This is a genomic window from Marinobacter sp. MDS2 (genome assembly GCF_030718085.1).
In the GTDB taxonomy this organism is placed as follows: Bacteria; Pseudomonadota; Gammaproteobacteria; order Pseudomonadales; family Oleiphilaceae; genus Marinobacter.
In genome coordinates this window covers 250,623-266,608 of sequence record NZ_JAVAJF010000001.1, presented here as the reverse complement: position 1 = coordinate 266,608, position 15,986 = coordinate 250,623, and the positions used below count along the sequence as shown (strand labels likewise).

Genomic DNA, 15,986 nt, shown 5'->3' with positions numbered 1-15,986 from the left:
TATTATGTGCGGGCCACTCTGGCCCGCCCTAGAGGTGGTTCATGAGTAAGCGTTACATCGCTGTTTGTTTTGGTGTATTGCTGTTCACCGTTTCGTGTGCCGGATTGTTTTTTTGGCTTGCCGATGGGGAGTTAGGAAAAGCGGTGCGTACGGTTTCTGTTAATCAGAACGCGTTCATTGCTAATCATCCCGAAAGCGCCGCATCGGTTCAAAATTCTCCCGACCAAGCACAAGAGCTTCCCGCCTTACCAAGAGATGAGCGTGTCGCTGACATTCAGATCGATGGTGCGGTTCGTGTCGATATGAACGGCAATCTGGTGCTTGATCGGCAACTCCGTCGTTTTCTGGATTTTTTTATTGGCTTGGCGCCGGGGCGCGAGTATGAGCCCGCCATGAAGCTTCGTATGCGCGCCGTGATGGCCGCAAACGGAGTGCCGGGCGCGGTGCAGGCAGAGGTGCTCGATATTCTCGACCAATATCTTGCCTATCGTGACGCTTCCGGGCAGATGGAGCTTCAGGCAGCCACTGATTCTGCGGATATTTTTGCCGCGTTTGATACGGTGTATCGCATGCGCAGAACGTATTTGGGGCCCGATGTGGCGGAAGGCTTTTACGGCGCCGAAGAGCGCCGCTTGCGCTTGGCGCTGGACCGCCAAAGTGTGATGTCAGATGACAGTTTAAGTGAGGCCGAAAAGCGCCGCGCACTGGCTCAGATCGACCAAAATCTCCCTGAGCACGTTCGAAAGTCGAAAGAAACCTCGAAAGCCGTGGTGGAAACGGTTCAGCGGGTGCAGGGAATGCGCCAATCGGGTGCGAGTGAAGCCGAGGTGCGAGCCTTGCGGTTACAGCAGTACGGGGCTGAAGCAACGGCCAGGCTGGAAGAGGTGGATAGAGAGCGCCAGCAATGGCAAAGGCGGCTTTCGGACTACCAGCGGCGTAAGCAGGCAGTGATGCAGAGTGAAGGCTTAGCACCAGGGGACCGAAGTGACGCACTTCGGACATTAAGAGAATCGATGTTTAAAGGGCATGAGTTGCGCCGTGTTCGTGCTCTGGACAAGATGGCCGAAACCGCTGGCTAGCCCAATCGTCCTTCTTCTGGCACCGGGTCCATGGTATTGTTAAGCCCTGATTTCAGAGCAGTTGGCGGATCATGAGCTACCAGGTTTTAGCCCGAAAATGGCGCCCCCGTACCTTCGAGGATATGGTGGGGCAAGAGCATGTGCTTCAGGCACTTGTACACGCGTTGGAGCACCAGCGGCTCCATCATGCCTATCTGTTTACCGGCACCCGAGGTGTTGGTAAAACCACCATTGGCCGTTTGCTGGCTCGTTGCCTGAATTGCGAGACGGGCATTACGGCCAACCCGTGCGGCGAGTGTGGCAGTTGTAAAGAGATCCTGGATGGGCGGTTTGTTGATCTGATCGAGATCGACGCAGCGTCCCGTACCGGGGTGGACGACATGCGCGAACTGACAGATAACGTTCAGTATTCACCAACGCGCGGGCGTTACAAGGTGTATCTCATCGACGAGGTGCACATGCTCACGAACCAGTCGTTCAACGCCTTCCTGAAAACATTGGAAGAGCCCCCAGAGCACGTGAAGTTCCTGTTGGCGACGACCGATCCCCAGAAGCTGCCCGTCACCGTGCTGTCTCGTTGCTTGCAGTTCAATCTTAAGCGCATGACACCCGAGCACATTGTGGGGCATTTGCAGAAGGTGTTGGCGGAAGAGCAAATTCCCTTCGAAGATCCGGCATTGTGGTTATTGGCGCGTGCCGCGGATGGCAGTATGCGAGACGCGTTGAGCCTGACCGATCAGGCCATTGCGTTTGGTAACCAGAAGCTGGCCGCCAGCGATGTCAGCACGATGCTGGGTACCATTGATCAGCAGGATATTGAACGGATTGTTGATGCGTTGGTTGAGCGGGATGGCCCCGGGTTGCTGGCGGAGATCAACCGGATCTCGGACTTTGCCCCGGATTACGATGTTATTCTGGCGGACCTGTTGTCCTTGTTCCACCGGGTCACCATGGAACAGGTAGTGCCGGGCAGTGCCGATAACGCGATGGGTGATGCGGCTCAGGCCCAGGCGTTGGCGCGCAAACTCAGTGCCGAAGATGCCCAGCTGTTTTACCAGACAGCGTTGATGGGGCGGAAAGATCTTGCCATTACGCCGGATGCCCGGATGGGGTTTGAAATGACCCTCTTGCGCATGCTGGCCTTCCGCCCGGGTGCAGATCGTAAAGCACCGCCGGCAGTGTCGTCGAGCGGTAACGAAAGTGCAGGGCGAGCCGAGCCCGAACCGGAGCCTGCCCGAGCACAAGCCGAACCCGTGCAATCCGAGCAATCCGAAACACAGCCGGTTCCGGCGGAGAAGCCGGAGACGGCTCCTCTTCCTGAGCCGATTACCGAACAGGCGCCGCCTCCGGTGATCGATGATGCGCCGCCGTGGGATCCTGATCCGAATGAGCCGGCGCTCGTATCAGCACCTCAGGACCCGATACCTGTTGCGGTTGGCGAAGCGCCCGTTGCAGCGGCCGGCGAGTCAAAGCCCATGCCCGAAGTGGCCCAGCTTGAACCTGTGCAGCCGCCTGAGCCAGAGCCGGCCAATGTGTCAACGGAAGTTGAATTGGCCGCGCCGGTCAGTGAAGACGGCTTTGTTTGGGAACGTGACTATCGGTCATTGGAAATCACCGGTATGCCCGGGAATCTCGCTAGCTACAGTGCCATGAAGCGGGAGGGTGAGACGGTTGTATTAACGCTGGAAGAAGGGCACGCCCGGCTTTTGAACGAGCGGCACGAAGAAAAAATTCTTGCGGCCTTGAGATCGCGCTTTGGCGACGCCACACAGTTAAAGGTGAAAGAGGGTGAGCCGGGGCTTCATACCCCTGCTGCCTTTGAAGAACGCCAGCGGGTGGCGCGTTTGAAAGCGGCCGTGGAGTCGATTCGTAAAGACCCACTGGTACAGAACATTGTTGAACGGTTTGAAGGGCGGGTTGTCGAAGAGAGTATCCGCCCCATAGAGACAGGTAGGAGATAATCGCATGATGAACAATATGGGCGATCTGATGAAAAAAGCCCAGCAGATGCAAGAGCAGATGCAGAAGGCCCAGGAAGAAGCCGCAAAAGCAGAAGTAACGGGCGAGTCTGGTGCCGGTATGGTCAAAGTGACCATGAATGGACGTCACGATGTGCGTAAAGTTGATATCGACCCTTCGTTGTTGTCTGAAGACAAGGAAATTCTGGAAGATCTCTTGGCAGCGGCGGTCAACGACGCAGTGCGCCGGGTTGAAGCAAACCAGAAAGATAAAATGTCCGGTCTGATGTCGGGTATGGGTATGCCACCTGGGTTCAAGATGCCGTTCTAAACAATCGCGGCTCAGTTGTTGTTTGAGGAGTATGCATGGCATTCAGCCCGATGGTTGATGAATTGGTCGAGTCCCTTCGGTGTTTACCCGGAGTGGGCCAGAAGACCGCGCAGCGTATGGCTTTTCATTTGCTCGAGCGTGGCCGTTCAGGTGGCGTCCGTTTAGCCGGTGCTTTGAATCAGGCAATGGATAACGTTCGTCGTTGCGATAGTTGCCAAAATTTTTCGGATACCGAGATCTGCCAGCTTTGCGCCAAACCCGAGCGCCGTACAGGAACGCTGTGCGTGGTCGAAAGCCCATCCGACTTGCTGGCGATCGAACAGGCGGGTGACTATCGCGGCAGCTATTTTGTGCTCATGGGCCATCTATCGCCCATTGATGGCGTTGGCCCCGAGGAAATCGGTATCGAGCGCCTGTTGCGGCGGATTCGCGAAGAGGGTGTGACGGAGCTGATTTTGGCGACCAATCCAACCGTCGAAGGCGAAGCAACCGCTCATTACATTGCTGATCGGCTGGATGGCCAGGACATATTGATCACCCGTCTCGCGCACGGCATTCCGGTGGGCGGAGAATTGGGTTATGTCGATGGCTTTACCCTCACGCACGCCTTCCGGGGCCGTAAACCCCTTTCTGAATAATTTCAGGTTAATTTATGAGTCAAAGCCATACGGCCATACCGGTTCCGCCAGCGCCGGAAACCATTCGCTGGCTGGAAACCCCGGAGCAGCTTGACCAGTGGCTGACCAGTCTTCCCGCCGGCTGCCCGGTCGCGCTCGATACCGAATTTGAGCGGGTTTCAACGTTCCACCCGATACCGGGCTTGGTTCAGCTCGGTGGGGCAGGTGATTTCTGGCTGGTTGAACCGCATGTAGCTGAGGCGTCAGCGGTTTTCCGCCAGATGCTGGCTGATAGCGAGCGCCCGAAATTGCTTTATGCGATGAGTGAAGATCTCGAGCTGTTCCGGCACTGGCTCCAAGTTGCACCCGCAGGCCTTCAGGATCTGCAAATTGGCGCTGCGTTAGCCGGGGCGGGCTTCTCTGTCGGCTATGCCCGGTTGGTCGAGTCTTTGTTCGGTGAAACGCTGGATAAGTCAGTCACTCGATCGGACTGGCTGTCACGGCCTTTGTCGTCAGAGCAAGAGCGCTACGCCGTAGACGATATTCGATATCTGGAACCTCTCGCCAATTGGGTGACTTCCAAGCTGCGGGAACGCAACCTCGAACATGCCTTGGCCGAAGAGTCGCGCCGGTTTGCAGACGAAGCCGCTGCGCCGGAGGACGTTGACCGGCATTATCTGAAACTTCGCGGGGGTTGGACGTTAACACTCGCCCAACAGTCCGTGCTTCAACGTTTGGCCGCGTGGCGTGAACAAGAGTGCCACAAGGTAGATCGCCCGAGGAATCGGGTTTTGAGTGATGCTTTGTTGATTGCGATCGCCGAGCGGTGCCCCCAATCGCTGGGTGAGCTGAACGATATCCAGGGGCTGCCCGGCGGAATCGTCAAGCGTTACGGCGAGCACCTGCTGGCGCTTGTGCGTGCAGGCAAAGACGCCGACCTCTCGGGCTTCGCGAGCATTCAACGGCCGCTCACACGAGATCAGCAAGCACTTTATAAGCAAGTAAAAAAGTGCTTCAAGAAAGTTGCAGAAGAGCATGATATTCCAATAGAAATTCTTGCTCCCCGAAAGAGAACTGAAAAAGTAATTCAAGACCAGACCTTGCACGGCCAAGATTTTTTTGAGGGCTGGAGAGCGACACTGTTAGGCCCTGTCGTCAGCGAAATTGAGGAGCTTGTGAAACAATGACCAGCCGTGAATTTGTATCGGTGTATCGCAGCACCAAAAAAACGGACACTTACATTTACGTCCGCAGAGGTCAGGATTGGCAGGAGCTTCCGGAAGCGCTCCGTTCGATTTTCGGCCAACCCGCTCATGCTATGGATTTGCTTCTGACACCGGAAAAACAGTTGGCCAGAACAACGGGCAAAGAGGTGCTGGAGGCTTTGCACGAGAAGGGGTTTTTCCTGCAGATGCCGGAAGAGCAGGATACCTACATTGTCGATTTCAAGCGCAAGGTAGAGCAGCATAAAAAATGAGCGCGCAGATTCCGTTCTGGCAGCGAAAGCGCCTGGATGAAATGACTCCGGCTGAGTGGGAATCTTTGTGCGATGGCTGTGGCCAGTGCTGCCTCCAGAAGCTTGAAGATGAAGACACCGGGGATGTGTATCACACGGATCTGGTGTGTCGGTGTATGAACATCGAAAACGGCCAGTGCACGGTCTATTCTCAAAGGTCGGATGTGGTTCCCGAGTGCACCGTGCTGACGCCGGATACCATCGCTGATTATGCCTGGCTGCCTCATACCTGCGCTTATCGGACCCTCGCCGAAGGGCGGCCCCTTGCGGATTGGCACCCGCTACGGTCAGGCGATCCCGATTCGGTGCGCAAAGCAGGATTATCCATTCAGGGTAGAGTAACCTCGGAAGGCGATGTGCCCGAAGAGGAATGGGAAGAACATATTATTCACTGGGTTATCTAATGATTGATGCAGATGCTTCTTTGGCTTACGCCATCTTCTGGGGCGCGTACGCCGTTGCGTTCATCGTGTTGTTCTACATGATGAAGGTTTTGTTTCGGTTTTTGCCATTTTATGGTTTTCGCACGCTTTTGCTGGCGGCCCTGACCGTGTTAGTGCTCACGCCGGTTGAATCGCCTGATCTTGCAGGTTGGTGGATTCCCGCATGGTTGTACGCAGGCTACGAACTGGTTCTTGGCGACATCGATGCCGCGGGTGTTGCGCTGTTTAATTTCGGTTTGGCGGCAGCAGTGATGTTGTTGGTGTGGATTCTCGATCTTGTCCGATACCGTCTCGTACGTAAATAATCCCAAGCAACTATCCGAATAATAACTGGTGGGCGACCGTGAAAAGTAATCGTATAGGCTGGCTGTTTTCCGCAGTTCTTGTTGTTTTGATGCCATGGCAGGTGTCCGTAGCTGAAACAGTTTCCGGTTCAAAGCCTATAGATGTCCGTGTCGTGGTCGATATTTCCGGCTCAATGAAAGAGACCGATCCGGATAATCTTCGTCGTCCTGCCGTCAGGCTGTTGGCGGGCCTGCTTCCCGATGGCGCGGGGGCCGGGGTTTGGACCTTCGGTCAGTATGTGAACATGCTCGTACCCCACGATTCCGTAGATAATTCATGGCGTCAAGCGGCAATTGAGCGTTCGGAGCAGATCAATTCCGTTGCATTGCACACCAATCTGGGGTTGGCCATAGAAAAAGCCAGTAATGACTGGTTGTCTGGCGGCACGCTTGAGCACACCCATTTGATTTTGCTGAGTGACGGCAAAGTCGATATTCCGGCTGGCGAAGCGGCCAGCCGTGCCGAGGAAACCCGAATTCTGGAATCCATGCTGCCGGCGTTGAAGGCGAATGGTTTAACCGTGCATACGGTGGGCTTATCAGAGTTCGCCGACGTCTCGTTTCTTCGCACCCTGGCCGATGAAACAGGGGGTACCTTCAGACTGGCCCGTTCGGCGGAAGCCTTGAATCTGGCGTTTGCCGATGCCTTGAACGCAGTGGCCCCACAGGCACAGCTCCCCCTCGAAGGAAACCACTTTACCGTTGATGAGGGCGTAGAAGAATTGACCGCCCTGATCTTTACCGGCGGGCCCTCGTCGGAGCAGAGCAAGCTCCGCCTGGCTGTGCCGGGTGGTGAGCTGTTTACCGTTTCAGAAGCACCCGGTAACGTTCGCTGGTTGGCAGAACCGGGCTACGATCTGATTACAGTTACCGACCCACAACCGGGAGAGTGGAAGATTGATGGTGAGCTGGGGCAGGGTAGCCGTGTCACTGTGGTAAGCAATCTGAGAATGGTCGTTGGCCCGATTCCGTCACAATTCAGCACGGAAAACCCACTCGAGATTGAGGTCGCCTTTTATGAGGGCAGCCAGCCGCTGAATGACCCGAACTTTCTGGACGTTATGGATGTGACCCTTTCGCTCAGTTCGGGGAACCGGAAAAAGGGCTCGAAAGTACTCTCCTCGGGACCTCCACCGGAGGATGGGGTATATCGTGAAACGCTGAAACAGCTGTCTAAGGCCGGTGTTTATCGGGTGGAAGTGCTGGCCGATGGTGGAACCTTTGCGCGTAAGTTCAGTGCCGAAACCAGTTTTGTTGTTCCTGGCGAAGAGCCGCCCGTTGCGGTGGTGTCGGAGCCACTGGTTCCGGATTTGAGCCAACCCTTGGAGGAAATGTCGCTTGACGATCCCGAGCCTGCGTCAGCGCAGGAACCGGAATCGGATATAGAGCCCGGTTCGCTTAATGAGGCAGTGGTTGTCAGCGATCCTTTACCGGAGCCAGTGGAGCAAAAATCTCCGGAAACCGAAGATCAACCGATCCACGAACCCGAGAAAGGCACCTTGTGGGGGATCCCGGTTTGGATGCTGGGTGCAATTGCGGCCCTGTTCGTTATCATTGTCGGGGTTGTATTGTTCGTTTTGGGTCGCAAGCGCGAGCAGAAAGAGCCCGAAGAAACGCTGCCGGTTCTTGAAGAAACTGTTCCAGAGCCAGAGCCAGAGCCAGAGCCAGAGCCAGAGCCAGTGCCAGAAGAGGTGCCGGAATTGGTGCCCGAGCCGGAGCTTGATACGGAAGAAGACATTCCCGAAGTGACCGAAACCATCGAGTCAGAGCCGAAGGCATTCGATGACGAGTCGGATGAATTTGGTTTAGAAGATTTCGATCTGTCAGAATTCGACGATCTGCCTGAAGACAAAGCCAAAAAAGATTAAGTTTTAAAGTAACTAACAGGAATTAGACACATGAAGTTTACCGGTACCGAAAAATACGTAGCCACCGATGACCTGCAAATGGCCGTTAACGCAGCCATTTCGCTCCAGCGCCCGTTGCTGATCAAAGGCGAGCCCGGCACCGGCAAAACCTTGTTGGCGGAAGAAATGGCGGCCTCTCTGGGAATGAAGCTCATTCCCTGGCACATCAAATCGACCACCAAAGCCCAGCAGGGTCTGTACGAGTACGATGCAGTATCTCGTCTGCGTGATTCCCAGCTCGGCGACGAGAAGGTAAAAGACATTCGCAACTACATCGTTAAAGGTAAGTTGTGGGAAGCCTTCGAGTCTGACGAGCAAGTGATTCTGCTGATCGATGAAATCGACAAGGCCGACATTGAGTTCCCGAACGACCTGTTGCTAGAACTCGACCGCATGGAGTTCTTTGTATACGAAACCCAGGAATTCGTTAAGGCCAAGAAGCGCCCGATCATCGTAATCACCAGTAACAACGAAAAAGAGCTGCCTGATGCGTTCTTGCGCCGTTGTTTCTTCCACTACATCAGTTTCCCGGATCATGACACCATGAAGGACATCGTGGATGTGCATTTTCCTGGGCTGCAGCAGCAAGTCGTGCGCGATGCGTTGGAAGTCTTTTTCGACGTTCGGAAAGTGCCGGGTCTGAAGAAAAAGCCGTCCACGTCTGAACTGATCGACTGGCTGAAGCTGCTGATGGCCGATGAGCTGTCCGCCAAAGCACTGCTGGAAAAAGACAACAGTTCTGCGTTGCCACCGCTATACGGTGCGCTGGTGAAGAACGAGCAAGACGTACACCTGCTGCAGAGGCTGGCGTTTATGGCGCGTCGCCGCAACTGATTGCTGGCAAGAGCATCGTTTTATGTTGATTGATTTTTTTCTCGAAATCCGCCGAGCCAAAGTACCGGCCAGTCTGCGGGAATTTCTGGACTTGCTGGAAGCAATCCAGCAGCGTCTGGCGTTTGCCGATATGGAAGAGTTCTACTATCTCGCCCGTGTCTGTCTGGTTAAGGATGAGCGGCATTTCGACAAGTTTGATCGGGCCTTCAAAGCCTATTTTGACGGTATCGAAAACCTCGACGATTTGTTGGAGGCGCTGATTCCGGACGAGTGGTTGCGGGCCGAGTTCGAAAAGCACCTGAGCGAAGAAGAAAAGGCCAAGATCGAGTCCCTTGGTGGCCTCGAAGAGCTGATCGAAACCTTCAAGAAACGCATGGAAGAGCAGAAAGAACGCCATGCGGGTGGCAACAAGTGGGTTGGTACCGGGGGCACATCGCCTTTTGGCGCCAATGGCTATAACCCCGAGGGCTTTCGTATTGGTCAGAAAAATGGCCGGCACGGCAGGGCAGTGAAAGTCTGGGAGAAACGGGACTACAAGGATCTGGACGACAGCATCACCCTGGGGCTTCGCAATATCAAGGTGGCCCTGCGCAGGTTGCGCAAGTTTGCTCGCCAGGGCGCGGCCGATCAGCTGGATCTTGATGACACTATTCGCTCAACAGCCCGAAACGCCGGCTACCTGGATCTTAAAATGGTGCCGGAGCGGCATAACGCCGTGAAGGTGCTGATCTTCTTTGATGTAGGCGGTTCTATGGACCCGCACATCCGGGTGTGTGAAGAATTGTTCTCGGCGGCCAGACTTGAGTTCAAACACATGGAGTATTTTTACTTTCACAACTTTATTTACGAAAGTGTGTGGAAGAACAATATTCGTCGCATGAACGAAACCACCAGCACCTGGGATATTCTCCACAAATACACGCCGGACTATAAAGTGATTTTCGTAGGCGATGCCACCATGGCGCCCTATGAAGTCACGCACCCCGGCGGTTCTATCGAGCACTGGAACGAAGAAGCCGGCGCAACGTGGATGCAGCGTGTGACCGACCATTTCCACAAAGTGGTGTGGCTGAATCCGTTACCGGAGAGTTATTGGGGCACCGGTGGATCGTTGGGCATTACCCGGCAGTTGGTAAACGATCACATGTTCCCGCTAACCATTGAAGGTCTTGAATCGGCCATGAAACAGCTGACCAAATAATTGTTGGTTGGACAAGAAAAAAGCCGATGCGTGTAACGGCATCGGCAAAGCTCGGCATATCAAGCGGGTGCAGCCTCTTGGCGCGCCCGCACGGTTAATCCAAGCAGGGATTAGGCCAGCCTTAACTATTATCCATTATAATCAATGGCCTGCTTGTTGTGTTTTGCCCTTTACCCTCTTCTGAAAATCCTTTCCTTGTCTCATCTGTCAAATAAATCGACACTTTTGACATCCCCTCCACATCAAATGTTCATTTGGTGAAATGGATACCGTTCTTGGCTGTTAGCGGGTGTTACTCTTTATTTCGAATTGTTACACGGTGGCCGCAATCGTTTCGGCCAGACACCACAGGACAACTATGTTCGGCAAACAAAAATCACAAAAGTGCCGGATTGCTCCAAGGATGTTGGGGCGTTGGATATCCGGATTGCTAGCGGTATGCATGGTAAACAGTGTGCACGCAGTATCTCCCGATACTCGGATGACGCAGCTCACAGAGATGGTCGCCAGTCATACCCATAGCGTGCGTGCCGTTGAGGACGAGTTGCTGCCGCATACGGATACCCGTGTGGAGTTGAGTGTTGTCGTGGTAACGCCAAGAACTCTGGTTGTTGATTCTCTGGAGCTCTATCTCGACGACCACCTTGTCACATCACACCGCTACACCGAGTCTGATCGCAATGGCTTGGCCAAGGGGCAAACACTGCCGCTATACCAAGGAAACCTGTCCAGCGGGCCTCATCAACTCAAAACCGTGGTGAATGCTCGTGCCGATAATAATCGATTCGTGCGCCGTGAATTTCTGCATTCATTTGTTAAGCGCTCGGTGATTAAAAAATTACACATAGCACTGAGTGCCAAGGCACCCGAGTTCGAGCCTGGCGCGCTTTTCTCAGAACGAGAAGCAGATCCTGTTTCATCGAATGCATCCGGCGTATCCGACAATTCCGGGCCGCAAGGCAACGCCGAACGCGTTCATCGTGAACGCCGTGAACGGAACATGTTTGAATTGGCTGAGCAGGAACGGATCAAAGGCCGGACTGATGCAGCCGGACGCTATCTCGCAAAAATGGACGAGGGCTATTGGGCAGCATTGGGGTATCTCAATCTTGCTAATGACTTTGCCCGAGACGACTTGAACTTCACCAGGGCGCTTGTATCGTTGCGAGTCGCAATGGCGATGGCTGCCAAAGATAACAACGACACCCGCGGTACCAACCTCCTTAATCAGTTGCATCTTCGCGCAGGATACCTTGCCCTCAAGAGCGACGACTACGACAAAGCCATTAATCTACTCGAAAAAGTGCGGCTGGATAGTTACTACGCGCCTCAGGCGCTGTATCTCCACGGTCTGGCACTGGCGAACAAAGGGAATCACCGTGGCGCTATGCAGAGCTGGCACCGCGCGAAGAAATTCCCGATGGCCTTTCCCGGAGTGACAGATGCCTGGATAGGAATGGGGCGGGGCTTCGATATGGCGGGGTATCCCGGGCAGGCCGGTGAATCCTGGCTTGCGGCCAACGCAGCTTATCAGGGCGAACGAGTCACATTGAGTGCGCTGGCTGAACAGATTGGGCAACACGGCGCCTACAAGGCGCTGGTTGAAGATGCCCGAAATACCGGGCCGCAATGGTTTCTGGCTGATAGCCGGACGTTAACTCAGCCGCGGATGGCGTATTTGCTGACCTTCCTTGAGCAGGCAAATGCGCAGAATGCGGTCAGGAACGTGGCACGTTATGACGAGATGACGGCCCAGTTGAACCGCAATGCTCATGATCTGTCTGTGTTCATCGTCGCGTTAACCCAATTGGTGGATGCCGGCGCTTCTGCCACGTCGATAAAGAAACTGCTTTCTGATTCGCAGCGGTTAAAACAGCAAATCGATGGATTACAAACCCAAGTCAATGCGGGGCGAGCCCGCGCCGCACGAGCGTTGGATATGCTGGCACTGGACTTTGTTGATCAACAATACCGGTTGATGGGGCATGCTCTGGATAAAACCGAGCAGCAAATTGCGCACCTCTATGAATACCTGGCTCTAGAAACGCTAGGGGAGGAGGCCCAATGACGATGCACTTCGGTTACAGGCGACTACTGCTGTTGTTGGTCATGGTAGCGCTAGGGCAAAGCAATGTGTCGGCGCAAGAATCTTTTCGGGTTGAACTGGGTAAGGATGGCGAAACCCTGCGCGACATGCGGCCCGTTTTTTTGAAATTCGAAACCCGCCCGTTGCCAGCAATTTCTCCTGCTGAAGTGGCGCGTCGATACCAGAAACTGTTTGAAGACTCGGACGAGCCAGAGGTGCGAATCGACGCGCTGAATCGTCTGAATAATATTCGCGACCGTTCGGGTCAGGATATTGGCTTCCCGGAGCAGAAAGAAACAGAGATCTACGAAGACGTGTTGGGCAGTTACGAAAGCATTCTGTCGCGGGGCTCCTTCTCTGGCCGATTGGACGAGTTGTTGTATCAAATGGCGAAAGCTCATGCATTGACGGGGCAGCACCCGGAATCTATCCAGCGGTTGCGGCAACTGGTTGGGCTGTACCCGTCATCAGAGTTGGTCCCGGAGGCGCGTTTCCGCATTGCTGAAGCTGAGTTCTCCGCCGGTCGGTATCAGGAAGCTGAAAAGGGGTATCAAGCGCTGATCTCGGCAGAGCCTGATTCCATACTTGCCACAAAAGCTCGTTACATGAAGGGGTGGAGTCAGTTTAAACAGGGAATGTCAGGCTGGGAGCGGGCGGCGGTTACCTTTATGGAACTGCTGGACCGACAGCTGCCCGGTGCTGAACAGATTCGAAAGCCTGCTAATTCCAATCTGGATATGGTGGAAGACAGCTTCCGCGTGCTGGCGCTGATGGCTTCCCGGTTGGATGATAACCAAACTCTGGAACGCTGGCTGGCCGGGCGGTCCCCATCACCTTGGTTCTACCTTCTGTACGATCGATTAGCAGATCTACACGCTGTTGAAGGCCGTTATGGCCGTGCCGTAGCGGTAAATAACGGCTTTGTGGGCGCGTTTCCGGGGCATGGTGCCGGCCCTGATTTCCTGGCGCAGAATGTCGATTTTCGGGCAATGGCCGGAGCACCTGCCCAAGTCCGGGAAGCTAAAGCGGAGTTCGTTGCTCAGTATCTTCCAGAAGATTATTTTCAGGAGCTGCCTGCTCACCATCAGCAACGTTGGCTGACTTATGGCCGATCGTTGGGGGATTTTTATTACGCCTCAGGTTCAGCCGATCAATCCGTCGGGAAGGGGGAAGACGCTAAGCGTTCCTGGGCCAAAGCAGCGGAATACTATGAAATGTTGGCCCCCCGTTCCGGCGAAAAAGGTGAGCTAATGCATCTGGCTGGTGATGCCAGGCTGCTGGCAGGGCAGGATTTGCAAGCCTTGTCGAATTTCCGGAAGGCCGCATACGGTGCTGGCTACGAACGGTCTGACGAAGCGGGTTGGGCAGCCATGACCATGCTTAGAAAAGCCTTTGTAACGCTAGAAGAGGGGCGCCACTCCACTGAGCATCATGAAGCTTTGCAGGCGTTAAGTTTGGAAGAGCAGAGGTATTCTCAAACCTTCGGAGCGGATGAACGTGTGGCGGCGTTGCGCGCAGACTTGGCGAACCGTTGGTATGCTCGTGGTGATTATGAAACAGCATTGAGTTATGCAAAGAAGACATTGGAGGGGGAGGCGCCAAACACCGAGCAACAATATGCCGCATGGCTCGTAATCGCCCGCGTGCAGCAGCATAAAGGTGAGTTTGGCTTGGCTGAACGAGCGTGGCGCCAGGCACTTTCGCTTGCTGAAAGTTCGAGCCAGTTGGCCGTTACGGAGCACCAGCGAAGCGACATCCGAGCGCAGTTGGCCGTGTCGATATACAAGCAGGGCGAGCAAGCAGCATCTGCGGGTAACTCTGCATTGGCCGTTGCGCATTTCCAGCGGGTGGTGAATGTGGCACCTGATTCGGAACTCGCCGTTAACGCCCGTTTTGATGCTGCGAACACCTTGTTAAAGGCTTCGGAATGGATCGCGGCTATTAATCAACTGAATCGATTCAGATCTGATTATGCAAACCATCGGTTAGCGCATCAGGTCAGTGAAAAACTGGTGTACGCCTATCGTCAATCCGGCCAACCCTTAAAGGCGGCGAACGAGCTTCTTGGCAGGGCGTCTGGAATGTCCGATCCCTGGCCTCAGCGCTTGCGGGCAGCCGAAATCTACCACGAAACCAACCACATCGAAGCCCGTAATACACTTTATCGGGAGTGGCTTTCCATTGCACCAGCGCCCGCGACAGCTCATGAGCATGTGCAGCAACAAACGATGCGACAGCGCCTGATCCAGTCTGGCGCAACCGATTACGAGGTTCTAAACACATTGGTTACCGCTGAATCGCGCAGCCAATGGCATTCGGATGAAACCCTGGCGTGGGCGGCTGATGCCGCGTTAAAGCTTGGGGCTCGTGCTGCGGATGAGTTTGTGGCTATTGCTTTACAGCACCCTTTGGAAAAAACGTTGGTTAGCAAACAAGCTGCGTTGGAGAGAGCACAGACCTACCTGCTAGAAGCTGAGGCATTTGCCGGTGACGCCGTGGTTACAGAGGTGCTGTTCAGGCAAGCAGAGCTTTATCGTGTGTTGGCCGCGGATTTAATGACCTCTGAGGTGCCGGCCGAACTCAACGAACTTGAAAGTTTGCAGTACCAGATGCTCCTGGAAGAGGAAGCGTATCCGCTTGAAGAAAAGGCGATGGAGCTGCACACCCGAAACCATCAAATGATTCGCTCACGCGGTTACGACGAATGGATCCGCCAAAGCCTGGACGTGCTGGCTGCCATGCACCCGGGGCGTTACAGCCGGAACCTGCGTTGGATGACCTGGACGAAAAAGGAGAATGACGGTGTTTGACTACACGCGCCAAACAGCACTTGGCCTGCTGCTGTTGGCGGCAACTGTCGTGTCCGGGTGTGCAGTTACAAAAACCGAACCCGGCGCGGATACGGCTAAGCCCAAGTCCCTGTATTCACCCGAGCAGGCAAGTGCGCTGGCGCTGGAGGGCAAGCGGGCCTACGAACGGGGCGACATTGATACCGCTATCCAGTCCTGGCAGAGCGCAGTAGAGCTCAACCCCGCAGACGCGATAACGGTTAACAACCTGGCCCTTGTGCTCAAAGATCAAAACCGCTTTTCCGCCGCAGCGAAGCTTTTGGAACAGGGGGTAGAAGCCTCACCAGAAACCGCAGAACTGTACTACAACCTGGCGGTGATTTCCGAGTTATACCTCCTGCAGCTTGAGAAAGCGTTGGTTCACTATAAACGTTATCAGCAGTTATCGGGCGCGGAAGATAAAACCGTCACTGGCTGGATTACCGACCTTGAACGGAGGCTTCAATGAGACATCTTGTTGCACTGACGGGCTGCCTGCTCACCCTTCTTTTGGTTGTTGTTTCGCCCGTGAGCGCCCATTCAGAAGAGCCTGTAAAGCCAAGCCAGAAGCCGGTATTGGAAGTGGCGGGTATATCCGCAAGCGCCGGCGAGGATGATCCGCGCATACTTTACATTTTGCCCTGGCAAAGCCCCAGCCTGCCCAGAAGACCAAGGGCTGAACTGAACGAACAGTTACCCGAATTAACCCAACCGGTTACCGCAACAGCCGTTGAAAATCACCGACTGTTTCGGGAAACCCTGAACCCGCTGGTGCTGGAGCCAATGAACGGCCTCCCAGCACAGGATAAACCGTGACTCAGCAGTAACAACGGAGAACAACA

The 15,986-nt window shown here is 54.7% G+C and carries 15 protein-coding genes; all 15 read left to right on the top strand.

What is annotated here, in order from left to right; genetic code table 11:
* Window positions 1–41 precede the first annotated feature (41 nt).
* The 15 genes from Q9245_RS01235 (at window position 42) to Q9245_RS01165 (ending at window position 15,960) form a co-directional block, all read left to right on the top strand.
* Window positions 42–1,079, top strand: coding sequence for a lipase secretion chaperone (locus Q9245_RS01235; protein WP_305895457.1), 1,038 nt, complete (start codon window positions 42–44; stop codon window positions 1,077–1,079).
* A 71-nt stretch (window positions 1,080–1,150) separates the two neighbouring features.
* Window positions 1,151–3,040 (top strand): DNA polymerase III subunit gamma/tau, encoded by a 1,890-nt coding sequence (gene dnaX, locus Q9245_RS01230; RefSeq protein ID WP_305895456.1) that lies wholly within the window; start codon window positions 1,151–1,153, stop codon window positions 3,038–3,040.
* Between the two features lie 4 nt (window positions 3,041–3,044).
* On the top strand, window positions 3,045–3,368 hold the full coding sequence (locus tag Q9245_RS01225) for a YbaB/EbfC family nucleoid-associated protein (protein WP_114333620.1): 324 nt from the start codon (window positions 3,045–3,047) through the stop codon (window positions 3,366–3,368).
* Between the two features lie 35 nt (window positions 3,369–3,403).
* Window positions 3,404–4,006: a recombination mediator RecR gene (gene recR, locus Q9245_RS01220; protein WP_305895455.1), complete on the top strand. Its 603-nt coding sequence runs from the start codon at window positions 3,404–3,406 to the stop codon at window positions 4,004–4,006.
* A 14-nt stretch (window positions 4,007–4,020) separates the two neighbouring features.
* Window positions 4,021–5,172, top strand: a complete 1,152-nt coding sequence (locus Q9245_RS01215) for an HRDC domain-containing protein (protein ID WP_305895454.1) — start codon at window positions 4,021–4,023, stop codon at window positions 5,170–5,172.
* Entirely contained in the window at window positions 5,169–5,462 is a 294-nt protein-coding gene (locus Q9245_RS01210; RefSeq protein WP_305895453.1) for a YcgL domain-containing protein, read from the top strand. The genes Q9245_RS01215 and Q9245_RS01210 overlap by 4 nt, the downstream gene beginning before the upstream one ends.
* The gene (locus tag Q9245_RS01205; RefSeq protein ID WP_305895452.1) at window positions 5,459–5,905 is read left to right on the top strand and encodes a YcgN family cysteine cluster protein; all 447 of its coding nucleotides are present in this window, start codon (window positions 5,459–5,461) and stop codon (window positions 5,903–5,905) included. Before Q9245_RS01210 ends, Q9245_RS01205 begins: the two co-directional genes overlap by 4 nt.
* Window positions 5,905–6,249 (top strand): hypothetical protein, encoded by a 345-nt coding sequence (locus Q9245_RS01200; RefSeq protein WP_305895451.1) that lies wholly within the window; start codon window positions 5,905–5,907, stop codon window positions 6,247–6,249. Before Q9245_RS01205 ends, Q9245_RS01200 begins: the two co-directional genes overlap by 1 nt.
* A gap of 38 nt (window positions 6,250–6,287) precedes the next feature.
* Window positions 6,288–8,156 (top strand): VWA domain-containing protein, encoded by a 1,869-nt coding sequence (locus tag Q9245_RS01195; RefSeq protein ID WP_305895450.1) that lies wholly within the window; start codon window positions 6,288–6,290, stop codon window positions 8,154–8,156.
* Window positions 8,157–8,186: 30 nt separating this feature from the next.
* On the top strand, window positions 8,187–9,029 hold the full coding sequence (locus Q9245_RS01190) for a MoxR family ATPase (protein WP_305895449.1): 843 nt from the start codon (window positions 8,187–8,189) through the stop codon (window positions 9,027–9,029).
* A 22-nt stretch (window positions 9,030–9,051) separates the two neighbouring features.
* Window positions 9,052–10,230, top strand: a complete 1,179-nt coding sequence (locus tag Q9245_RS01185; RefSeq protein WP_305895448.1) for a VWA domain-containing protein — start codon at window positions 9,052–9,054, stop codon at window positions 10,228–10,230.
* Between the two features lie 481 nt (window positions 10,231–10,711).
* Window positions 10,712–12,298, top strand: coding sequence for a M48 family metallopeptidase (locus tag Q9245_RS01180; protein WP_305895447.1), 1,587 nt, complete (start codon window positions 10,712–10,714; stop codon window positions 12,296–12,298).
* Entirely contained in the window at window positions 12,295–15,126 is a 2,832-nt protein-coding gene (locus tag Q9245_RS01175) for a tetratricopeptide repeat protein (protein WP_305895446.1), read from the top strand. The genes Q9245_RS01180 and Q9245_RS01175 overlap by 4 nt, the downstream gene beginning before the upstream one ends.
* Window positions 15,119–15,613, top strand: a complete 495-nt coding sequence (locus Q9245_RS01170; protein ID WP_305895445.1) for a tetratricopeptide repeat protein — start codon at window positions 15,119–15,121, stop codon at window positions 15,611–15,613. Before Q9245_RS01175 ends, Q9245_RS01170 begins: the two co-directional genes overlap by 8 nt.
* Window positions 15,610–15,960 (top strand): hypothetical protein, encoded by a 351-nt coding sequence (locus tag Q9245_RS01165; RefSeq protein WP_305895444.1) that lies wholly within the window; start codon window positions 15,610–15,612, stop codon window positions 15,958–15,960. The genes Q9245_RS01170 and Q9245_RS01165 overlap by 4 nt, the downstream gene beginning before the upstream one ends.
* Window positions 15,961–15,986: the final 26 nt, after the last annotated feature.